16 protein-coding genes are annotated in these 22,660 nt (G+C 65.4%); 5 read left to right on the top strand and 11 right to left on the bottom strand.

The window, feature by feature from the left end; all coding sequences use genetic code 11:
• Positions 1 to 12 precede the first annotated feature (12 nt).
• From ASH04_RS23265 to ASH04_RS23245, 5 genes are all read right to left on the bottom strand, one after another.
• Positions 13 to 1,320: a replication-associated recombination protein A gene (locus tag ASH04_RS23265; protein ID WP_240934053.1), complete on the bottom strand. Its 1,308-nt coding sequence runs from the start codon at positions 1,318 to 1,320 to the stop codon at positions 13 to 15.
• A gap of 133 nt (positions 1,321 to 1,453) precedes the next feature.
• The gene (locus tag ASH04_RS23260; protein ID WP_027496966.1) at positions 1,454 to 2,623 is read right to left on the bottom strand and encodes a kinase; all 1,170 of its coding nucleotides are present in this window, start codon (positions 2,621 to 2,623) and stop codon (positions 1,454 to 1,456) included.
• Positions 2,624 to 2,776: 153 nt separating this feature from the next.
• Entirely contained in the window at positions 2,777 to 3,685 is a 909-nt protein-coding gene (locus ASH04_RS23255; protein WP_032382091.1) for a transglutaminase family protein, read from the bottom strand.
• On the bottom strand, positions 3,682 to 6,366 hold the full coding sequence (locus ASH04_RS23250; protein WP_057474685.1) for a circularly permuted type 2 ATP-grasp protein: 2,685 nt from the start codon (positions 6,364 to 6,366) through the stop codon (positions 3,682 to 3,684). The genes ASH04_RS23255 and ASH04_RS23250 overlap by 4 nt, the downstream gene beginning before the upstream one ends.
• Before the next feature lie 127 nt (positions 6,367 to 6,493).
• On the bottom strand, positions 6,494 to 9,883 hold the full coding sequence (locus ASH04_RS23245) for a transglutaminase family protein (RefSeq protein WP_032387320.1): 3,390 nt from the start codon (positions 9,881 to 9,883) through the stop codon (positions 6,494 to 6,496).
• A gap of 230 nt (positions 9,884 to 10,113) precedes the next feature.
• On the opposite strand from ASH04_RS23245, the gene ASH04_RS23240 reads away from it, so the two are divergent.
• Positions 10,114 to 11,157, top strand: a complete 1,044-nt coding sequence (locus ASH04_RS23240) for a hypothetical protein (RefSeq protein WP_027496962.1) — start codon at positions 10,114 to 10,116, stop codon at positions 11,155 to 11,157.
• A gap of 81 nt (positions 11,158 to 11,238) precedes the next feature.
• Here ASH04_RS23240 and aspS read toward each other — a convergent pair whose 3' ends face one another.
• Positions 11,239 to 13,026 carry an aspartate--tRNA ligase gene (aspS, locus tag ASH04_RS23235; protein ID WP_027496961.1) on the bottom strand — a complete coding sequence of 596 codons (1,788 nt, stop codon included), beginning with the start codon at positions 13,024 to 13,026 and terminating at the stop codon, positions 11,239 to 11,241.
• 169 nt (positions 13,027 to 13,195) lie between these two features.
• Here aspS and ypfJ point away from each other — a divergent pair, with 169 nt between their 5' ends.
• On the top strand, positions 13,196 to 14,113 hold the full coding sequence (gene ypfJ, locus ASH04_RS23230) for a KPN_02809 family neutral zinc metallopeptidase (RefSeq protein WP_032370624.1): 918 nt from the start codon (positions 13,196 to 13,198) through the stop codon (positions 14,111 to 14,113).
• An 11-nt stretch (positions 14,114 to 14,124) separates the two neighbouring features.
• On the opposite strand, the gene ASH04_RS23225 is transcribed toward ypfJ, so the two are convergent.
• Positions 14,125 to 15,153 (bottom strand): Rv2578c family radical SAM protein, encoded by a 1,029-nt coding sequence (locus ASH04_RS23225; RefSeq protein WP_057474684.1) that lies wholly within the window; start codon positions 15,151 to 15,153, stop codon positions 14,125 to 14,127.
• Positions 15,154 to 15,281: 128 nt separating this feature from the next.
• Between ASH04_RS23225 and ASH04_RS23220 the strand changes: the two genes are divergently transcribed.
• Complete coding sequence (locus tag ASH04_RS23220; RefSeq protein ID WP_032370476.1) at positions 15,282 to 15,752, top strand: DUF3237 domain-containing protein; 471 nt, start codon at positions 15,282 to 15,284, stop codon at positions 15,750 to 15,752.
• 11 nt (positions 15,753 to 15,763) lie between these two features.
• On the opposite strand, the gene ASH04_RS23215 is transcribed toward ASH04_RS23220, so the two are convergent.
• From ASH04_RS23215 to ASH04_RS23205, 3 genes are read right to left on the bottom strand one after another with little or no spacing between them, the layout of a single operon-like run.
• Positions 15,764 to 16,402: a hypothetical protein gene (locus ASH04_RS23215; protein ID WP_027496957.1), complete on the bottom strand. Its 639-nt coding sequence runs from the start codon at positions 16,400 to 16,402 to the stop codon at positions 15,764 to 15,766.
• Positions 16,392 to 17,663 (bottom strand): histidine--tRNA ligase, encoded by a 1,272-nt coding sequence (hisS, locus tag ASH04_RS23210; protein WP_027496956.1) that lies wholly within the window; start codon positions 17,661 to 17,663, stop codon positions 16,392 to 16,394. The genes ASH04_RS23215 and hisS overlap by 11 nt, the downstream gene beginning before the upstream one ends.
• 2 nt (positions 17,664 to 17,665) lie before the next feature.
• A complete protein-coding gene (locus tag ASH04_RS23205; RefSeq protein WP_032387318.1) occupies positions 17,666 to 18,358 on the bottom strand; it encodes an MBL fold metallo-hydrolase in 693 nt (230 codons plus the stop codon).
• Between the two features lie 191 nt (positions 18,359 to 18,549).
• Between ASH04_RS23205 and ASH04_RS23200 the strand changes: the two genes are divergently transcribed.
• Both ASH04_RS23200 and ASH04_RS23195 read left to right on the top strand, forming a co-directional pair.
• Positions 18,550 to 19,413: a peptidylprolyl isomerase gene (locus ASH04_RS23200; RefSeq protein WP_027496954.1), complete on the top strand. Its 864-nt coding sequence runs from the start codon at positions 18,550 to 18,552 to the stop codon at positions 19,411 to 19,413.
• Positions 19,410 to 20,207, top strand: coding sequence for a peptidylprolyl isomerase (locus ASH04_RS23195; RefSeq protein WP_057474683.1), 798 nt, complete (start codon positions 19,410 to 19,412; stop codon positions 20,205 to 20,207). The genes ASH04_RS23200 and ASH04_RS23195 overlap by 4 nt, the downstream gene beginning before the upstream one ends.
• Before the next feature lie 72 nt (positions 20,208 to 20,279).
• On the opposite strand, the gene ASH04_RS23190 is transcribed toward ASH04_RS23195, so the two are convergent.
• A complete protein-coding gene (locus ASH04_RS23190; RefSeq protein WP_167327864.1) occupies positions 20,280 to 22,535 on the bottom strand; it encodes a RelA/SpoT family protein in 2,256 nt (751 codons plus the stop codon).
• Positions 22,536 to 22,660 lie beyond the last annotated feature (125 nt).

The raw sequence follows: 22,660 nt of genomic DNA, 5'->3' as shown, positions 1-22,660 counted from the left end.
CGATTCGAGGGCCTATCGGCCTCGGATGATGCGCCGCAGTTTCCCCACCCTGGTCGCGATTTCGCGCTCGGCACCGTGTTCGGTGGGCTCGTAGTAGTTCACGCCCACCAGTTCGTCGGGCGGATACTGTTGCCCCAGCACGCCACCCGGACTGCTGTGCGGGTATTTGTATCCGACCGCGTTGCCCAACCCCTGGGCACCCTTGTAGTGGCCGTCGCGCAGATGCGGAGGCACCGATCCGGACTTGCCTGCGGCGACGTCCGCCATGGCCGCTCCGAGGGCGCCGATCACGGCACCGGACTTGGGCGCTGTCGCCAGGTGAATGGTTGCCTGCGCCAGCGCCAGTCGCGCCTCCGGCATCCCGATCATCTGCACGGCACTCGCCGCGGCGGTGGCCGTCTGCAGTGCGGTGGGATCGGCCATCCCGATGTCCTCGCTCGCATGGACGACGAGCCGCCGCGCGATGAAGCGGGCGTCCTCCCCCGCGGTGATCATGCGTGCGAGGTAATGAAGTGCGGCATCGACGTCGGATCCCCTGATGGACTTGATGAACGCGCTGATGACGTCGTAGTGCTGGTCGCCGTCACGGTCGTAGCGCACCGCGGCCTTGTCGACACTGGCCTCGACCGTCGCGAGGTCCAGCGTTCCGTCGGTTGCGGCACCCGCTGCCGCCTCGAGGGCCGTCAACGCTCGGCGGGCGTCACCGGCCGCGAGCCGCACCAGGTGATCCATTGCGTCCTCGGCGATGGTCACCGCACCGTCCAGGCCTCGGGGATCGTTTGCCGCACGGGTCAGCAACAGTTCGATGTCCTCGGAGCCGAGCGGCTGCAATTGCAGCACCAGCGATCTCGACAGCAGTGGTGACACCACCGAGAAGGACGGATTCTCCGTCGTGGCGGCCACGAGCAACACGATTCGGTTCTCGACGGCGGCGAGCAGTGCGTCCTGCTGCGTCTTGGAGAAACGGTGGACCTCGTCGATGAACAACACGGTCTGCTCACCGGACAACAGCCGGCGGCGCGCGAGTTCGATGACGTTGCGCACTTCCTTGACCCCGGCCGAGAGGGCGGACAACGCCTCGAACTTGCGACCGGTCGCCCCCGAGATCAACGACGCCAGCGTGGTTTTTCCTGTTCCGGGCGGGCCGTACAGCATCACCGAGGACGCTCCGGATCCCTCGACGAGACGACGCAACGGTGCGCCGGGTGCCAGCAGATGAGACTGTCCGACGACCTCGTCGAGCGTCGTCGGTCGCATGCGTACCGCGAGCGGTGCGTCGGGTCGCGTGTACGTGGAAGTCGGACGCGGCTGGTCGATCATCGGATCCGGTGCCGCGGGCGGATCGAACAATCCGTCGCCGTCCGACTCGTCGTCCGAGATGTCACTTCCGAAACCGCCGCTCACTGGTCGAACGCTACCGATTCGACGGTACGAAAGGCGAACGCGTTCGCGCTCAGCGGTCCCGCTTCGCGCGCAGAGCGGACACGACCGACTCGGCGTAGTCGGCGATATCGGGCTCTCCCGAACGCACTGCGCTGTCCTGGAGCACCGACCACCGCGAAATCAGCGCCTGCGACCGCGGTACCGACAGCTGGTGTGCGCGCGCCGCGGCAATTCGAGTGTGATCGTCGGGTAGGAACCAGTACGTGGTCAGCCACACCCAGATCAACCTCGCGTCGAGCAGCTTGGTCGCCAGCACGTGGTCGTCCGCCAGTGCAGGCCAGATGCCGACGACCTCCGAACGCCACGCGTCGATCATGGCCTGCTCCCGATCGTGCGAGAGCTCGAAACTGCACAAACACCCCGGGAACGACGCCAACGCGTACGTGATGTCGAGAGTGGCGTCTCGAAAACCGCCCCACTCGTAGTCGAGGAATCGAACGCCTTCGTCGTTGACGATGATGTTGTCGGGACACAGATCCGACGGGCTGAAGGCACGGAACGCCCCGTGAGCGAACAGCCGTCCGCTGCGCGAGACCCGTTCGAGAAGGACGTCCGGTGGTGCCCCCACTCCGAGCAATCCGGTCAACATGCCGGGTACCGCGGCGAGGGCGTCGGGTATCTGCGCGGAAATTCCGTCTGCCGAGTCGGGCTGGCCGACCCGCCGAAGCAATGCTGCGAAATCGTCCTCACGGCCCACGGTTGCCGCATGCATGCGCCCGAGCGCCTGAGCCATGGCCATCAACGAGTTGGTGACCATCGATGCATCGGAACTGCGCAGCAGCGTGGGGATCGCACTGGCGTCACCGAGGTCGCTCAGAATCAACAGCCGAGCATCGAGATCGTAGGCGTGCAGCTCCGGCCCCGGCCTGCTGTCGGTGGCCAGCGCATTCGCGAACTGGTACGAGGCGGCCTCGCGTAGAAATGCACTCGACCCGGCGACATCGGTGAGCTCGGAATGCAGCTCCGATTCTCCGGGAAGATCGCGCACCTGCTTGATGACAAGGGTTCGCGGAAGCTGAAAAGGATTCTCGGACACCTTCACTCGCAACACGATGGCTTGGCCACTACCCCCGAGGTCGACGGGATCGATCAGCGTCACCGGTGCCCCGGTGCGCTTGGTCAGTAGTCGCTGGGCTGCTGCCACTACCTCGGATACAGGGTCTGCAAGTGTTGCGGTCATCGTTGTCCAAGCTACCTGTTCGCTACGTCGTACTGTGCCGTGTCGCCGGCTACGAAAGAGACACAATTGTCCGTTTTGCGGCTTTCGAGATCCCATTCGTAGACCCGACCAGCTGGCCGGTTACCCCGAAGCCACCAAAGTATGCAGCGCGAATTACATTGGTGCAACGTCGACCGACACCGCGATCGTGCTCTTCTCGGCCTCGGTGTAGATGACCCCGCGCAACGGCGGAACGTCGGCATAGTCGCGGCCCCAGGCGACCGTCGCGTACCGCTCGTCGACCAGCTGATCATTGGTCGGATCGAAGGCCAGCCAGCGGTCGTCGGGCATCCACACCGCGGCCCACGCGTGGGTCGCATCGACACCGATCATGCGTTCCTTGCCCGGTGGCGGTTCCGTGGCGAGATAGCCCGACACGTACCGTGCCGCCAACCCCTGCGACCGCAGACAGGCGATGGCCAACCGAGCGAAGTCCTGACAGACCCCCGAACGTGCGGCGAGGACGTCGACCACGGTGGTCGATACCGTCGTGGACCCGGACAGATACCGAAAGTCGGTGAAGATTCGGTGCGTCAGATCGACGATGACGTCCGCGAGCGGACGCCCCGGCGTGAAACTGGGCGCGGCGTACGCTCGCACCTCGTCCGTGATCTCCGGCGTCGGCAGATCGAGGGCGAACTCCACCGCCGATGAACGTGCCGACTCCGCTGCATCGGTCCTGGTGGGGTCGAACATGGCCATCCGGGCCGATTCCCACGGGGCAGTCGCAGGCCACGACGTGGTCTCGTCCACCGGCCGCGGGTACACCTCGACGAGCGAATCCGCCGTGACGACCAGCTTCTCGTGATCGTTGGTCACGTGGAAGTACACGTCTTCGTTGCCGTAGACATCGACGCCGAACGATTGATCGGTGGGTGGCGGCTCCACCGTGACCGACTTCTCGACGCAGTGCTGCCCGTCCATGTCCCGCGGCGCGAGAAATCCTCGCCCGTAGGACGACGTGACGCGATCGGAGTAGGTGTACGTGGTGATGTGCTTGATTCGGTACCGACGACTCGTCATCGTGCCCCGCTTCCGATCCGCGCACCGACGCTGCCCCACAGCGGCTGGGTACCGCCCGGCAGCGACATGTGCGTCGCGAGAACAACTCGGGACAGTTCTTCGAGCGAATCGTGAATACCGTCCACGAGATCGATCAGTTCCACCCGCCGCCCGGTGGCGTCGACCGACTCCAGATCACCCGGGTCGACGCGCCGCAACCGAACCCGCATCTGCTCGACGAGTTGTTCGGGCCGCGAGCTACCGGACGCATCCGGTAGCGCCCCGAGGTCGTCACGAAGGCGGTCGAGTTGGTACACCAGTGCGCGAGGGTTGCCGGCGTCGAACAGCAGGAGCTGCGCAACTGCAGCCGGCCGTGCACGACCACTGTTGCGTCGGCGATAGATCACCGAGGACTCTGCCGCAGACAGCACCGAATCGATGACCGCCTGTTCGGTGGACGGCGTCAGGGCGTGACTCAGAGTCGCTGACAGCAACGCTGTCAGTTGCAATCCCCGCTCTATTCGCTTGCCCGCGTCCATCAGGTACCAACCGGCGTCGCGAACCATCGACTCCGACGCCAGTCCGGACAGCGCGAGCAGACCGCGCAGCACGCTCGATTGCGATGCAGCCAGCTGGGCACCGTTGTTGACGGCCGACTCGCCCAACTCATCGAGCGCGGTGTCGATGCGAGCGAGCACTGCCCAGGTGTCGTTCGAGAGTTGATCGCGCACCGCACGAGCTGCCTGTTGCATCCGATCGACCGACTGCGCCAGTGAACCGAGGCGCTCCACCGAGAGCATCAGCGAACGCATTTCGGCCATCGCATCGGCGCGGATCGTCTCGTCCAGGAATCCCGGTCCCGTGCGCGATACCTTCGTGACCGCTTCCAGCAGAAGCGGCAGGCTGTCGCTGCCGTCGAGCCACGGCATCGAGCGATAGTCCTGATCCCGCTCCCGGGCGGCGATGAGCAGACGTGTCATGTCCTCCGCGCGTTCGCTGTACCGACCGAACCAGAAGAGATCGCCCAGCACACGCGGGGAACTGACCACCTCGACGTTGGACGCGGCGTACTGCGGCAACTCCTCCACCGTGGCAGGCGGGGTGTGCGGAGCAGAATCGGCCGGAGTGACCCTCTCCACCGACTTGACCCACACGTCCTTGGAGGCGACGGTGATCAGTGGTTCGGTGACCGGCGCCGTGATCATGACCTGACCCAGACCGCCTCGCATCGGGGTGTAGCCGACCCGCTGCGCGACGGTGAACAAGCGCATTCCGACCTGGGCCGGAGCAACCGCCAACTGCTCCCCCGACCCGCTGCCCCACGACGAACCCACCGGAGCCAGCGAGAACTCCGGCACTTCCTGACCGGTCCATTTCCACGGAGCTGCCTCGACCTCGTCCCACAGCGCCCGGGCCGCCTGCTCGGTGAGATCGTGACCCACGACCGCGCGTCGGGACACGGTGGATCTCAATACCAGCGATCGGAAGCGAGTTCGCATGTGCGAGAGTGCGATCGGATCACCACCCCAATAGGTGGGGACCGAATCGAGAGTCAGATCCTCATCCAGCAGAGCCCGGCTCAGAGCCGGCAGCAACGGTGTCAGTGCGGGATTCTCGAGGACTCCGCTACCGAGAGTGTTGACCACGCTCACCGCACCGCGCCGCAGGACCTCGACCAGACCGACCACACCCAGATGCGAATCCGGACGCAGATCGAGCGGGTCGACGAACTCGGCGTCGACGCGTCGTAACACCACGTCCACCCGTCGCAGTGTGCCGAGCGAACGCATCCACAAACAGCCGTCCCGCACCACCAGATCGGCGTTCTCGACGAGCGGGAAGCCCAGAACCGTTGCCAGATAAGCCTGATCGAACGCCGTCTCGGAATGCGACCCCGGCGTCAACACCACCACGACAGGATCCTCGGCGGACGCGGGTGCAGCGTCACGCAGCGCTAAGCGCATCGCCCGAGCGAACGTCGACAGCGGCCTCGGATTGCTCGCCTGGAACAGCTCCGGCATCGCCCGCGACATCACTCGCCGATCGGCCAGCGCATACCCCACCCCGGACGGTGCCTGAGTGCGATCCGCAACGACCGAGAACCGGCCGTCGGACCCGCGCGCGATGTCGGCTGCGTGCATGAACAACTGATGCGGACCCGGGACGGTGATGGCGTGCGCCGGTCGAAGATAGCCGGGGTTGCCGAAGATCAGCTCGGGCGGAATCAGACCGCGCCGGACTGTCTCCTGCGCACCGTAGATGTCGGTCAGGATGGCGTCGAGCAGTTGCGAACGTTGAACCAGCCCCGCTTCGAGCCGATCCCATTCGTCCGCTGCAACGACGTACGGGACGCTGTCCAATCCCCACCGCACGGAACTGGGCCCGGGCTCGTTGCCGCCCGTCGGAATCGGGTTGTACGTGATTCCGTGATCGTCGACCAGCCGGCTGACCCGGGACTGCAACGTCTGCATGGCACCCGGGCCGGCGTCGCGCATACCGTCGACCAACTCCGCCCAGTGCGGACGCACCGTGTCGTCGGCAGCGAGCATCTCGTCGAACAGATCTCTGCGACCCGTCACGGCCTCACGTCGACCGTGATATTCGAGCCACGGTGACACGAGGTCGGGTGACGCGGGGTCGGGCGCACCGGCCGCCGTCTCGCTGCGGCCCGCCTCACTGTGAGCGGTATCCACGGGCACCATCGAGCCGTTGTTCCTTCCGTCGGTCGATCACACTCCGTCGCCGGATGAGGCGTGGTCGTTGCCGAATCCACCCGTTCCGCGTCGGACCGAAATCGCTACCGGTCGACTCGTTCTTTTCTTGCCCGCCTCAGGACGTGTGAACCCCGGTCCGGCGCAGGTCCAGCATGCCGGGCGCAGTCACGTCGATCGCTTGGCGAGCGTGCATCTCGAGCAATCTTGCTATGTCCACCTTGCCGGACGTGAACCCGCCCTCCTCGAAACGACCGTTGCGTCGCGCTTCCGCCTCCACCGAGTTGACCGGTGGACCGTCGTACGACCGTCCGCCGGGGTGCACCACGTGATACGAGCACCCGCCGACTGCGCGTCCGGTTTGCATCTCCACCAGATCGAATCGCAAGGGACTCTGCACCTCGATCGTGGGGTGCAGCGCGCTTGGCGGTTGCCAGGCGCGATAGCGAACTCCGGCGACCTGGACGTCCTGTCGCTCGGTGCGCAACATCGGTACCGGCACCCCGTTGCAGGTCAACAGGTAGCGGCCCACATCGGCACCGGCAACGCGAACCTGGATGCGCTCGACCGAGGAGTCCACGTAGCGCGCCGTGCCCGACGACGTCGACTCCTCCCCGAGCGTGTTCCACGGCTCGATTGCACCGCGCAGTTCGATCTCGGCATCGCCGACGACGGTGGTACCGATGCGCGGGAAACGAAACTCGGTGAACGGGTCCAGCCAGCTGGTATCGAATTCGATGCCGTGCTCGCGGAGGTCCTCGGCGACCCGGCCGATATCACCGATCACGAAGTGCGGCAACATGTATCGACCGTGCAGGTTGGCACCGTGCCGAATCAGTGGTGCTTCGAGCGGGGTATCCCAGAATCGCGAGACCATCGAGCGCACGAGTAAGGACTGCACCATCGCCATCTGATGATGCGGCGGCATCTCGAATCCGCGAAGTTCGAGCAGACCGAGCCTGCCGCGGGTGGAGTCGGGGCTGTACAGCTTGTCGATGCAGAACTCGGCACGGTGCGTGTTCCCGGTGATGTCGGTGAGCAGGTGCCGCAGCGCCCGATCGACGACCCACGGCGATGCCGAACGGTCAGCACCGGTCAGACGCTTGATCTCGCTGAACGCAACCTCGAGCTCGTAGAGCGACTCCTCACGACCTTCGTCGGCTCGGGGGGCCTGCGAGGTGGTACCGATGAATCGACCCGAGAACAGGTACGACAGCGACGGGTGACGTTGCCAGTGTGTCAACAGAGACACCAGCAGGTCCGGTCGGCGCAGCACCGGCGAATCGGACGGTGTGACGCCACCCAGAGTGATGTGGTTGCCACCGCCGGTGCCGCGAGTGGTGCCGTCGTTGTCGAAACCCTCGGTACTCAACCGTGATTTACGCGCCTCGAGATACAAGCGCTCCATCAGCTCGTTCTGCTCCGCCCACGACGACGTCGGCTGAACGTTCACCTCGATGACCCCGGGATCCGGAGTGACCGTGAGGGTTTGGATACGGGGATCCGAAGGCGGGCCGTAACCCTCGAGGACGACCGGTGTCTCGATCGCGGATGCGGCGCGCTCCACCCGAGAGACCAGATCGACGAAGTCGTCCAATCGATCCATCGGCGGCATGAACACGTGCAGTACGCCGTCGCGTACCTCGGCGACCAGTGCGGTCACCGCAGTTCCACCCACTCCGGACGTCTCCCGCACCGCCTGCGCGTAGCGCGACTCGGCCGGGTCGACGGCCCGGGGTGGTTGCTGCGTCAGCTGCGGGGTCGGCAGATCGGGTTTCGGTGCGGTGGGATCGGCCGGGTTCTCGACCGGACCCCCGTCCCACGAGATCGCTCGTAGCGGCAGACGGAGCCCGGCGGGAGAATCCCCCTCCAACAACACGATTCGCCCACGTCGCAGCTTCCAGTCTGCGCTCTGCCAGCCAGTGCCGTCCTCGGTCCGCGAGATCGGCAGCACGAATGCCGCCGGTTCGTCGGTACTGGCGTCGAGCCGTTCGAGGAGAAGCCTTCTCGCAGCTGCGGAATCTGTCCCCGGTTCGAGATCGTCGGCGTCGGCCGGAGGATCCCCGTAGGGCTGACGCACCAGATCCAACAGCTTGACGAGCGGATCCTCGTAGGCCGGACGCGCTTGCGAGGCGGGCAGACCCAATCCGTCGACCAGCCGGTCGATCAGCTTCTGCGATACGGAATTGTCGACTGGATCAGGACGCAGATCGTGCGCCGACCACGGATCGGCTATGAGGTCCGAGTCGTGCCACAGTGCCTGGCCGTCGGTGCGCCAGAACAAACCCACCTGCCATCGTGGGAGAGGCTCACCGGGATACCATTTGCCCTGGCTGCGCTGGACCATGCCGTCGGGCGCGTAGATGGTTCGAAGTCGTTCTGCGAGAACGCTGGCCAGCTTGCGCTTGTGCGGACCGTCTGCGGTGGTGTTCCACTCGGGCGCTTCCTGGTTCTCGATGGCGACGAACGTCGGCTCACCACCGACGGTCAATCGAATGTCCTGATCGAGCATGCGCCGGTCGATCTTCTCGGCCGTGGCCTCGATCGCGTCCCACTGCTCGGCCGTGTATGGCAACGTTGTACGCGGATCCTCGTGAACACGCACCACAGTGTTCGAGAAGTCCAGTTCGGCTGTGCATTTGCTCGTCGCGCCGGAAATTGCGGCCGCGGTCGACGGATGCGGCGTGGCCGACAGTGGAATGTGCCCCTCGCCGGCGAACAGGCCCGAGGTGGGGTCCATTCCGACCCAACCGGCACCGGGGAGATACACCTCGGTCCAGGCGTGCAGGTCGGTGAAGTCCTCGACCGGCCCGGACGGACCGTCCAGCGATTTCACGTCCGAGGACAATTGGACGAGGTAACCCGAGACGAAACGCGCGGCCAGGCCCATCTGACGAAGGACCGACACCAGCAACCACGCGGAGTCACGGCACGATCCCACGGCGGACGTCAACGTCAGGTCCGGGGTCTGCACTCCGGGCTCCATCCGCACTGAGTAGCCGACGTCCGCCATCACGGCCTGATTGGCCATGACGAGAAAGTCGATGGTGCGCAACGATTCTCCCCGCTCGACGACGGCGGCCTGCAGCTTCTCCACCCACGCGGACACGACCGGCCCGGGCCCGGAACCGGCCTTGTCCTCGTCCACCGGGCGAAGATAGGGCTCGAGATCGGGCAGATCGTGTTCCTCGTATGCGAAGCCGAAGTGCTCCGCCCATTCCTCGACGAAAAAATCCAACGGATTGATCGACGCCATGTCCGCAACGAGTCCGACCGTGATGGACAGATGGTCGGTTCGCTCGGGGAACACCACGCGGGCGAGAAAGTTGCCGAAGACGTCCTGCTGCCAGTTGACGAAATGCTCGGCCGGCTCGATCTTCAGCGAATACGCCTCGATGGGAGTGCGCGAATGCGGTGCCGGTCGCAGCCTGATCTCGTGCGGAAAGATCTTGACCGTGCGGTCGAATCGGTAACTGGTGCGATGTTCGAGTGCAACCTTGATGCCCACGGCGAGCCCCTCGTGATAGTCCCGGTATGGGTAGAAACAACAACCCTAGTGGGCCCCGGCCCGGTGCGCTCGGCAAGAATTCGAACCATCGACGATGCCCGACGGTATTCGGGCCCGCACGACCGTCCACGTGTCGAACGCCTTGACACGCCTCATCGGTCTACGGTTCGCTCAGCTTCGAAAATGCGGACGAATCGTCGACGTACCACGCCAGACATGAAGGGTGAACCGTGAGTGAAAACCCGCCCGACGGACCGCAATACGGTCGCGGACCCAACCCGGACCAGCCGGACCCGAACACGCCGCAGACACCGGGAAACGGGTACCCACCACCCGGCAACTACCCGCATCAGGGCAGCTACCCGCCACCGCCCGGCAACTACCCGCCCCAAGGCAACTACCCGCCTCAGGGCGGCTATCCTCCCCCTCCCGGAAACTACCCACCGCCGCCCGGAAACTACCCACCTCAGGGCGGCTATCCGCCTCCGGGCGGCTACCCACCCCCTCCCGGAAACTACCCACCGCCGCCGGGAAACTACGGGAACTACGGAAATCAGAACTACGGACAGACACCTCTCGGACCCAACCCCGGTCGACTCGACGTCGGTGCTGCACTGAGCTACGGCTTCGACAAGTTCAAGGCCAACACCGGACCGTGGCTCGGTATCACGGCCATCGTGTGGGCGGTCAGCGTCGCCGTGTTCATCGTCACGTTCGCATCGACCCTGACGGCCGCGGTCGCTGCTGCCGACCGAGGTGAAAGTACTGCCGTCGCGGCGACGTCGGGCGCATTCCTGGTGGTGACCACGATCGCGACATTCGTGTCCTACTTCGTGAATGCGGCATACGTACGGGGAGCGTTGGACGAAACGGGTGGTCCACAGAAGCCGACGTTCGGCAGGTTCTTCCAACTCACGAACGTTCCGCAGATTGCGGTACTGGCTGTGATCTGGACGGTGGCCAGCGTCGTGCTGAGCTTCGTTCCTTTCCTGGGCACCGTCCTGCTGGTCGTGATCGGTTTCCTCGCGAACTTCGCACTGACTTTCCTGATCGATCGAAACCAGTCGGCGATCGAGTCGATCAAGTCGTCCATCGACCTGACGGTCAAGAACTTCGGCCCGGTCCTGCTGCTGTTGCTGGCCCTCGCCGCCATCAACTTCATCGGCATTGTGCTGTGCGGCCTCGGTCTGCTCGTCACCCTTCCGGTCTCGGTGATCGCCACCAACTACGCCTACCGCGTACTCACCGGCGGGCCCCTGACTCCCGCGCGCTGATCTCGCACCACGACAGACGCGAATGTCCCCGTAACGCACTGCGTTACGGGGACATTCGTTCTTGCGGACCTCGGGTGGAGGCTAGGCCTCTGTCGGCGCTTCTTCCTTCTTCTCCGGCGTGAAGTCGACGCCCGATTCCTTGCGCTGCTGCGCGGTGATCGGTGCGGGCGCGTCGGTCAACGGGTCGATGCCGCCACCGGACTTGGGGAATGCGATGACCTCACGGATGGAATCGACTCCGGCAAGCAGCGCGGTGATGCGATCCCAACCGAACGCGATTCCGCCGTGCGGCGGCGCGCCGTAGCTGAAGGCATCGAGAAGGAAGCCGAACTTCTCCTGGGCCTCTTCCTTGCCGATCCCCATGATCGCGAACACTCGTTCCTGAATGTCCTTGCGGTGGATACGAATACTGCCGCCGCCGATCTCGTTTCCGTTGCAGACGATGTCGTAGGCGTAGGCCAGAGCAGATCCCGGATCGGTGTCGAATGTGTCCATCGACTCCGGCTTCGGCGACGTGAACGCATGGTGCACGGCCGTCCACGCCCCGGACCCGACGGCGACGTCGCCACTGGCGGTGGCGTCGGACGTGGGCTCGAACAGCGGCGCGTCGACGACCCACACGAACGCCCACGCCTTGGGGTCGATCAGGTCGAGCTTGCGTGCGATCTCGCCGCGGACGGCGCCGAGCAGTCCGCGGGAGGCCTTGACCGGACCGGCGGAGAAGAAGATCGCGTCGCCGTTCTTCGCGCCGACGTGCGCAGCGAGGCCGTCCCGTTCGGCGTCGGTCAAGTTCTTCGCGACCGGGCCGCCGAGGGTGCCGTCCTCACCGACCAGCACGTAGGCCAGGCCCTTGTGTCCACGCTGCTTGGCGAATTCCTGCCAACGGTCGAGCTGCTTACGGGGCTGCGACGCACCGCCGGGCATGACGACCGCACCGACGTACGGAGCCTGAAAGACGCGGAACGTGGTGTCGGAGAAGAAATCCGTGCACTCGACCAGTTCGATGTCGAATCGAAGATCGGGCTTGTCGGAGCCGTACCGGCGCATGGCCTCGGCGTAGGTGATCCGCGGGATGGGTGCCGTGAAGTGGTGCCCGACGAGCTTCCACAGCGACGCCAGAATTTCTTCGGCCAACAGGATGACGTCGTCCTGGGTGACGAAGCTCATCTCGACGTCGAGCTGGGTGAACTCGGGCTGACGATCGGCCCGGAAGTCTTCGTCTCGATAGCAGCGAGCGATCTGGTAGTACCGCTCGATACCTCCGACCATCAGCAGCTGCTTGAACAGCTGCGGGCTCTGCGGCAGTGCGTAGAAGCTACCCGGCTGCAGACGAGCGGGAACGAGGAAGTCCCGTGCGCCCTCGGGGGTGGAACGCGTCAGCGTCGGGGTCTCGACCTCGACGAACTCGTGGTGCGCCAGAACCGATCGGGCGGCGGCGTTGACGTGCGAACGCAGTCGAATGGCATGGCCGGGGCCCTCACGGCGCAAGTCGAGGTAGCGGTATTTGAGGCGTGCTTCCTCACCGGGCTGATCGTCGAGCTGGAACGGCAACGGTGCGGCCTCGGACAGGACCTCGATCTCGGATGCCTCGACCTCGATGGCACCGGTGGGGATCTCGTAGTTCGCGTTGCCTTCGGGACGACCCTCGACCTTGCCGGTCACCTTCACCACGTACTCGGCGCGCAGTCGGTGGGCCTGCTCGAGCGCTGCTCCCTCGCGGAAGACGACCTGAGACACACCGGATGCGTCACGCAGATCGATGAAGATGACGCCACCGTGATCGCGTCGACGGGCCACCCATCCCGTCAACGTCACAGTTCGGTCGACGTGCTCGGGGCGTAATGAGCCGGCGAGATGGGTGCGCAGCACGGGTGTCCTTTCGAGAAAAATCCGCTGATCGTGTTCTTCGCTCACCGATCCTACGGAGCGCATCGCCGCAGAAGGAAACGAGATCCCGTCCCGGCATGCGAAGCTAAGACCGACAGTGGCGGTATCGGTTCGCACGGAGTATGCGGGCTCGGCGGAGGGGAACTCCAGCATGACGTTCAGAGAAGGCTCGCAAACGACACCGGGCCGAGTCTCCGTCGGTGGTAGCGGCGGAGGCGGCGGACGCGGCAAGTTGGCGATCGGCGGTGGCGCGGGTGGGCTGGTCATCATCGTCCTCGCGCTGCTCTTCGGCGGCGACCCGGGAGCAATACTGAACCAAATCAGTGGGGGCGACAGCTCCGCCGGGCAGGGCGAGGACGGGTCGTCCGGAACACTCGACTGCGACGTAGCAGACGCGAACAGCAACGTGAACTGCCGCGTCGACTTCACGGTGGGAAGCCTGGACACCGTCTGGGAATCGCAGCTGCAGCCTCAAACCGGCGTCGCCTACGTCCAGCCGGACGTGCGGTTGTTCTCCGGAGCAACGAACACCGGCTGCGGCAACGCCACCAGCGCCGTCGGGCCGTTCTACTGCCCGGCCGATTCCACGGCGTATTTCGATACGAGCTTCTTTCAGGTCCTGGTCGATCAGTTCGGCTCCAGCGGTGGGCCACTGGCACAGGAGTACGTCGTGGCGCACGAGATCGGCCACCACATCCAGAACCAGTTGGGCGACATCGGGCGCGCACAGCAAGACCCTCAGGGTCCCGAGTCCGGTGGCGTGCGGGTGGAATTGCAAGCCGATTGCTACGCAGGAATCTGGGCGCACTACGCGGCCGAGACCGTCGACCCGAAGAGCGGCGTCCCATTTCTCGAACCGCTGACCTCCGCCCAGATCGACGACGCACTGTCCGCCGCATCCTCGGTGGGCGACGACCGGATTCAGCAGGCGTCCACCGGCCGGGTCAACCCCGAGGGCTGGACGCACGGCTCGTCCGCCCAGCGCCAGGCGTGGTTCTCCACCGGCTACGAGACCGGACAAGTGGCCGCCTGCGACACGTTCTCGGCTCGCGACCTCGACAATCCCTGAACCAGTACTGCTCAGAACAGCGTGAGTGCCGGCCCCGAGGTCACCAACCCGCGGGGTTCGGCAGGCTCGTTCGCGGGCAACGCGCGGGTCTGGTCGGCGGCGAAACCGTAGGTGTCGAGCAGCGGATCGATTCTCGCCTTCAGCCACTGCTTGTACTCCGGAGTGACGTACGCCCCGTGTCCGTAGAGCTGGCGGTATCTGCGTACCAACGCCGGGTGCTCCTTCACCAGCCAGCTCATGTACCAGTCCTTGGTGCTCGATCGAAGATGCATCGGCAGCGCCGTGACGGTCGTCGCCCCGGCCTCGGCCAGCGCAGCGATCAGCCCGTCGAGTTGTTTGGCTCCGTCGGTGAGAAACGGAATGGCCGGCGCCACCAGCACACCGCAGTCGAGTCCCGCATCCCGCACGGCGCGGATGAGGTCCAACCTTGCTCGCGGACTTGGTGTTCCGGGTTCGAGCTGCTTCTGCAAATCTGCATCGTGGATCGCCAAACTGATGCTCACGTGTACGTCGACCTTCTGTGCAGCCAGGGTCAGCAGCGGCAGATCCCGTCGCAACAGCGTTCCCTTGGTCAGGATCGAGAACGGCGTACCCGACTCGGTCAACGCGCGAATGATGCCGGGCATCAACCGATATCGCCCCTCGGCGCGTTGATAGGGATCGGTGTTGGTCCCCAGCGCGACCGGCTCCCGCTTCCAGGATCGACGTGCGAGCTCTTTGCGGAGGACTGCCGCAACGTTCGTCTTGACGACGATCTGCGAGTCGAAATCGTTGCCGGAATCGAGGTCCAGGTATTCGTGTGTCGGCCTCGCGAAGCAGTACCGGCACGCATGCGAGCATCCACGCATCGGATTGACGGTCCACGAGAACGGCACTTGCGATTCGCCCGGAACCTCGTTCAGGGCACTCTTGCACAGCACCTCGTGGAAGGTGATGCCCTCGAACTCCGGGGTCTGCACGCTGCGGACGAGCCCGGACCGTTCCAGCCCCGGTAGCGCGCCCTCGTCTGCGGCATCGAGAGTCTGACCGGCCCATCGCATGCACACAGTCGAACATTTGTTCTATGCCGTGTCAAGGTCGGCATCGCTCCCCCGCATCCCCCGGTCGGGTCCGGCAGCCGACAAGCGATAGCGTAGGGCCCGAAGTCGATCCTAGGAGTGCACCGCACGTGACCGCCCCGAACACACCGACCCTGGAACCCATTCTGCGCCTGGGCCTCACCCTGGGACCGGCCATCGAGATCGGTTCGGTGCCCGAAGGCGACCGAGTCGTCACCACCGTCCTCGGCGGGGCCGCACCCGGCCCGGACATCGAGGGCACTCTTGCTGCTCGATCGACCGTCGTCAGCGTCACCCGGCCCGACGGGTGCACCGAGTTCAGCAGCGATCTCGTCCTCGAATTGGCAACCGGCGGTTACCTTTCGCTCGACTATCGTGGAGTCCAGTTCGGACCGGCCGAGGTCATCGACGCTCTGAACGATCCCGACCGAGAGGTCGACCCGGCGACCTACTACTTCCGCGGCACGTTGCGAGTGTCGACCGCTGTTCCGAAGTTCACGTACCTGAACCGGGCCCTTGTCGTCACCTCCGGCTCACGATCGGCCGAGGCCGTGGTGCTCGACGCCTTCCTCGTGACCTGAGAGCCGTCCGCTCATCCGAGCAGCTGCGCGACCTCCCGGTCGGTCAACGTCGCATGCGGAGTGCGACCCTTGCTGCGAACAAGTTCGATCGCTCGGTAGAGAGGGCGCTCGTCGAGCCCGGCGTCGCGCGCCTCGGCCCGCAACTGATCCACCAGCACCGACGCGATAGCCGCCGCGGGAACGAGTTCGGTGGTCCACAGCGAATCGGCGAGCGTGCGCAACGCAAGAATCGGCAGTTCGCGGCCGCCGCCCCTGGTGTAGAGCGCTAACGGCAGAACGATACGAGTACGACCGTCGTAGAGCCGCAGCGAGATCTGGTCGATTCCGGCCGTGCGGATGGTCATTTCCGCCGTCACCACCTCCGGCATGTTCAGCCGTCGGGTACGCAGTCCCCGAGCGCACAGCCGTGGCCCGTCGAGCCACACCCGGCGGCGCAATCCCAGCCAACCCGACAGCGCCGCCGGACCACCGACGATCACTCCGACGAGGACTGCCACCCACACGGGGACGACGAGCGCCAGAACGACGCCCAGCACGACTCCGACCAGTAGCGAACCGACCACGATCTTGCGCAACCGCGGCGCGAGGAACTCCGCCGAGACCAGATCGAGGGCTACCGGACCCGCCGAGGGCCGAGGGTCATCGGCCAAGGTGCACTCCGAGGACGTCGACCACGTCGGCCAACGCGACCGTCTCCTGCTCGCCGTTCGAAAGGTCTTTCATCACGATGGATTCGGCCGACAGCTCTTGATCGCCCAGCACGAGCGCGTATCGGGCTCCCGAACGATCGGCCGCTTTCATCGCTCCCTTCATGCCGCGATTTCCGTACGCCATATCCACGGCAATTCCGCGTTCACGCAACTGCGCCGAGATGTCGACGATCGCAAGTTTGGCCGCGGCACCCATCGGGATGCCGAACACCTGACACCGCGACGTCGTGCCTGCGGTCTTGCCCTCGGCGGCCAACGCGAGGACGGTGCGGTCGACACCGAGCCCGAATCCGATACCCGACAGCGCCTGCCCGCCCAACTGCTCCATCAGGCCGTCGTAGCGGCCGCCGCCGCCGATGCCCGATTGGGCCCCGAGGCCGTCGTGCACGAACTCGAACGTCGTCTTCGTGTAGTAGTCGAGTCCACGAACCATGCGCGGGTTGACCAGGTACGGAACATTCATCACATCGAGGTAGGCCAGCACCTCGTCGAAGTGCTGCTTCGCAGAATCGGAGAGATGGTCGAGCATCAACGGCGCGTCGGCAGTCATCTCGCGAACCTCCGGCCGCTTGTCATCGAGAACCCGCAGCGGGTTGATCTCGGCGCGTCGACGCGTGTCCTCGTCCAACGGAAGCGCAAAGAGGAACTGCTGCAGCAACTCTCGATACTGCGGGCGGCAGGTGTCGTCGCCGAGCGAGGTGATCTCGAGCCTGAAACCGGTGAGACCGAGGGCGCGGAACCCGGCATCGGCCACGGCGATGACCTCGGCGTCCAACGCCGGGTCGTCGACCCCGATCGCCTCGACTCCGACCTGCTGCAGTTGGCGGTAGCGGCCGGCCTGCGGGCGCTCGTACCGGAAGAACGGCCCGGCGTAGGCCAACTTGACCGGCAGCGCCCCGCGGTCCAAGCCGTGCTCGATCACCGCACGCATGACGCCCGCAGTCCCCTCGGGACGCAGAGTCACCGACCGATCGCCGCGGTCGGAGAAGGTGTACATCTCCTTGCTGACCACGTCGGTCGATTCGCCGACTCCCCGGGCGAACAACCCGGTGTCCTCGAAAATCGGGAGTTCGATGTGGCCGTACCCGGCGGCGCGCGCCGCACCGAGAAGGCCCTCACGGACAGCGACGAATTCGGCCGAATTCGGGGGGAAGTAATCGGGAATGCCCTTGGGCGCGGAAAAGGTGGTCGGCTTGCTCACGGTCACAGCTTTCCTTGCTCGGGGTCGCCGAGTCCAACGAGGAACGGATTGGACCCGCGCTCCTGACCGATGGAACTCTGTCCGCCGTGTCCGGGGAGCACGACGGTCTCGTCGCGCAGCGGCAGCAACCGCGACGCGATGGACCGTAGAAGTTGATCGTGGTCGCCGCCGGGCAGATCTGTCCGGCCGATCGACCCGGCGAACAAGGTGTCGCCGGTCAGCGCCAACGGAACCGTCCCGTCGGGACCGTTGGCCTCGGTGAGGAACACCACCGAGCCCTGCGTGTGCCCTGGAGTGTGCACGACCGTGAAGTCGATTCCCGCGAGGCTCAGACGTTGCTCGTGCGCCAACTCGATGACCTCGTCCGGCTCGTGGAACTCGAGGTCGCCGAGCACGGCAGCGAGCGTCGGACCGGTCCCTTTGATCGGGTCCGCCAACATGTATCGATCCTCGGGCGCGATGTATGCGGGGATTCCGTACTTCGAGCAGACCGGCTCCACGGACCACGTGTGGTCCAGATGACCATGGGTCAGCAGCACCGCTGTCGGGGTCAGCGAGGATCTCGTCAGGAAGTCGACCAACGGATCGGCGGCATCCTGGCCGGGATCGACCACGACGCACTCGGATGCGTCGTCCTGAGCGAGGATGTAGCAGTTCGTCTGAAACATTCCTGCGGGGAATCCGGTGACGAGCAAGACAATCGCTCCTAAGAGGCAGAGGCCGAAGTACCGAGCCAGCTTAGTGGGGAGGTTCTCGTCGGGTCCCCCCAGCATGCTCTCAGGCAATGATGGCAAACTCGCGTTGGCCGATTGTCGGCCGGCTACCACACGACCCACCCGCTCAGCGAGCAGGCGTGGTCGAACCAGGACAAGCGGGAGGACACGAATTGCCCAGCAACGAGCAACGGCGCGAGGCTGCCAAGCGAAAGCTCGAACGCCAACTCGTACGACGCGCAGAGCGAGCACGACGTCGGAAGCAGTTGACGATCGCCGGCTCCATCCTCGGTGTGGTTGCGGTCGTGGCCGTTGTCTCGGTCGTCTTCGTGGTGACCCGCGGTGACGACGACGCGAGCACGGCGCAGGACTCGACCACGTCTGCACCGGCCGATTCGATCATCGCTGCGGGCCGTACGGAACCGCTGCCCGAGACGGTGAACTGTTCGTACCCTGCCGCCGCGCAGCCGGCCGCCAAGCCCAACACCCCTCCCCGCACCGAGAACATCCCCACCAGCGACGAGCCCTTGAGCTACAGCATGGCCACCACCGCCGGCAACATCGGCCTGACACTGAACAACCCCGAATCCCCGTGCACGGTGAACAGTTTCGTGTCCCTGGCCAATCAGGGCTACTTCGACGGCACCACCTGCCACCGCCTGACGACGGGTGCCGGCCTGCAGGTGCTGCAGTGCGGCGATCCCACCGGCTCCGGTAGTGGCGGGCCGGGCTACCAGTTCGCCGACGAGTTCCCCACCGACACGTACGCCGAGGGCGATCCTGCCGCGCAGACTCCTGTCCTGTATCCCCGCGGAACCCTGGCGATGGCCAACGCCGGCCCGGGAACCAACGGCAGCCAGTTCTTCCTCGTCTACGGCGATTCGCAACTCCCGCCCGCCTACACCGCCTTCGGCACGATCGACGAGACCGGTCTCGCCACCTTGGATGCCATCGCGGCCAAGGGGGCGCAGGGCGGTGCCTCCGACGGCGCACCGGCCGAGCCGGTGGACATCACCTCGATGCAGAGCGACCTGTGACACGCGTACCCGGTCTGGTGATCGCAGCCTCCGCTGCGGCACTTCTTATCGCCGGCTGCTCCGGATCGACGGAGACCGCTGCCACGCCCGCTCCGACCGGTTCGACGACCGCTGCCTCGACGTCGGCCACGACGACCACCCCGCGGCCGCCGCTGAATCTGTCGCGGTTCGGTGCGCTGCCGCCCGTTCCGCAGCCGACCACCGATACGGTCTCGTGTGCGTACCCGGCGGAGTCTCCGGCCGCCAAGGAGGTTGCTCCGCCTCCGACCGAGAACATCGACGTCTTCGGAACGGTCGACGTGACGCTGTCGACGACCCAGGGCGACATCGGAATGACGCTCGACCGTACCGAGGCCCCGTGCGCCGTCAACAGTGTGGTCAGCCTGGCTCAGCAGGGCTACTTCGACGGCGCACCGTGTCACCGGTTGACCACGTCCCCCGGCCTCGAAGTGTTGCAATGCGGCGACCCGTCGGGATCGGGCCGTGGCGGCCCCGGCTACAGCTTCGCCAACGAATACCCCACAACCGCGTTCGCCGACGATCCCGCGCAGGCCCAGAACCCGGTCGTCTACCCCCGTGGCACCCTGGCCATGGCCAATGCAGGCCCTGACACCAACGGCAGCCAGTTCTTCCTGGTGTACGCCGACTCGGTGCTGCCGCCGCAGTACACGGTGTTCGGCACCATCTCCGATGCCGGCCTGCAGACCCTGGACGCCATTGCGGCCGGTGGAGTCAGCGGCGGTGCAGAGGACGGAGCGCCGGCGAATCCGGTGGTCATCACCTCGGCAACCTGACGTACCGCACGACGACGACAGGGTGAGCAGAAATTTCTGCTCACCCTGTTGTCGTATCGGGTCGGAATTCGGTCAGGCCGCCGACGTGAGCCTGTACACGTCGTACACGCCCTCCACGTTGCGCACGACGTTGAGCACGTGCCCCAGATGCTTGGGGTCACCCATCTCGAACGTGAACTTGCTGATCGCCACCCGATCACCCGACGTCGCGACGGATGCCGAGAGGATGTTGACCTTCTCGTCGGCCAGAGCCTTCGTGACGTCCGAGAGCAACCGATGCCGGTCCAGGGCCTCGATCTGAATGGCCACGAGGAACACCGAGGAGGCCGACGGTGCCCATTGCACCTCGATGAAGCGCTCGGACTGCTCCTCCAGCGACCGCGCATTGGTGCAGTCGGTGCGGTGGACGCTGACCGACCCGCCGCGGGTGACGAACCCGAGTATTTCGTCCCCGGGTACAGGGGTGCAGCACTTGGCGAGTTTTGCCACGACACCCTCGGCACCGGTGACCAGTACCCCGGCGTCTCCGACCTGACGCGGTCTCGTCGGAATGGTCGACGGCGTAGAGCGCTCCGCGAGTTCTTCCTCGACGTCACCGACACCACCGAGATGAGCGACCAGCCTCTGCACGACGTGGCGAGCAGAAACGTGGTTCTCACCGACCGCGGTGTACAACGCTGACACGTCCACGTACCGCAGTTCGTGGGAGATGGCCGACATGGACTCGGCATTCATCAAGCGCTGCAACGGAAGTCCGCCGCGACGGACCTCTTTCGCGATGGCGTCCTTACCGGCTTCGAGGGCCTCTTCGCGACGTTCCTTGGCGAACCACTGCCGGATCTTGGTCTTCGCACGCGGTGACGCGACGAAGCCCTGCCAATCTCGACTCGGCCCGGCCGTGACGGCCTTGGACGTGAAGACCTCGACCACCTCGCCGTTGTCGAGGGTTCGTTCGAGTGCCACCAGGCGACCGTTGACCCGGGCTCCGATACAGCGGTGACCCACTTCGGTGTGCACCGCATAGGCGAAGTCGACCGGACAGGATCCGGCGGGAAGCGTGACGACATCGCCCTTCGGGGTGAAGACGAAGATTTCCTTGACCGCCAGGTCGTAGCGCAGAGATTCGAGGAACTCGCCCGGGTCGGCCGCTTCACGCTGCCAGTCGAGCAACTGGCGCATCCACGCCATGTCGTCGACCTCGGCGTTGTCCTGCGAGTGCTTGCCCTTGGTCTCCTTGTATCGCCAGTGAGCAGCGATACCGAACTCCGCGGTGCGGTGCATGTCCCTGGTCCGAATCTGCACTTCGAGTGGCTTGCCCTCGGGCCCGATCACCGTCGTATGCAGCGACTGGTAGACGCCGTACCGTGGCTGCGCGATGTAGTCCTTGAAGCGGCCCGCCATCGGCTGCCACAGCGAGTGCACGACGCCGACCGCGGCATAGCAGTCGCGGATCTCGTCGCACAGAATGCGCACTCCCACGAGGTCGTGGATGTCGTCGAAGTCGCGGCCCTTGACGATCATCTTCTGGTAGATCGACCAGTAGTGCTTGGGACGTCCCTCGACGACGGCGCTGATTCTCGATGCCGCCAGTGTGGCGTTGATCTCGGCCCGTACCTTCTCGAGGTACGTGTCGCGGGACGGTGCCCGATCTGCGACCAACCGAACGATCTCGTCGTACTTCTTGGGATGGAGAATGGCGAAGGCCAGGTCTTCGAGCTCCCATTTGACGGTGGCCATACCCAGCCGATGAGCAAGCGGCGCAATGACTTCCAGTGTTTCCTTGGCCTTGCGGGCCTGCTTCTCCGGGGGCAGGAATCGCATCGTGCGCATGTTGTGCAGTCGATCGGCGACCTTGATGACCAACACCCGCGGGTCCCGCGCCATCGCGATGATCATCTTTCGGATGGTCTCGCCCTCGGCGGCCGTCCCCAGTACGACCTTGTCCAGCTTGGTGACCCCGTCGACAAGATGGGACACCTCGTCACCGAACTCCTCGGTCAACTTGGCCAACGAGTAGCCGGTGTCCTCCACCGTGTCGTGCAGCAGGGCCGCAACCAGCGTGGTGGTGTCCATACCCAGTTCGGCGAGGATGTTCGCCACGGCAAGTGGATGGGTGATGTACGGGTCGCCGGACTTGCGCATCTGTGTGGAATGCAGCTCGTCCGCGACGTCGTAGGCCCGCTGCAGCAGCGTCAGATCGGCCTTGGGATACAGCTCGCGATGCAGACTGACCAGAGGTTCGAGGACGGGCTTGACCGCCGCGCTGCGTCCGGCCGTGATGCGACGAGCGAGCCGCGCCCGAACTCGACGGGAGGCCGAGGTGGGCACGGGTGCCGAATTGCGTGCACCCGACGGCGCCTGGTCGTCGGCCTGCGCCGAATCACTCGACACCGGCTCGCGCACGCCCGGTCTGTCCACCACCGGATCGTTGACCACTGCGGTATCGACGACCG

Source organism: Rhodococcus sp. Leaf233 (assembly GCF_001426165.1).
GTDB lineage: Bacteria > Actinomycetota > Actinomycetes > Mycobacteriales > Mycobacteriaceae > Rhodococcoides > Rhodococcoides fascians.
Note: the sequence above shows the minus strand (reverse complement) of the source record. Positions and strands in the feature narration are given on the sequence as shown.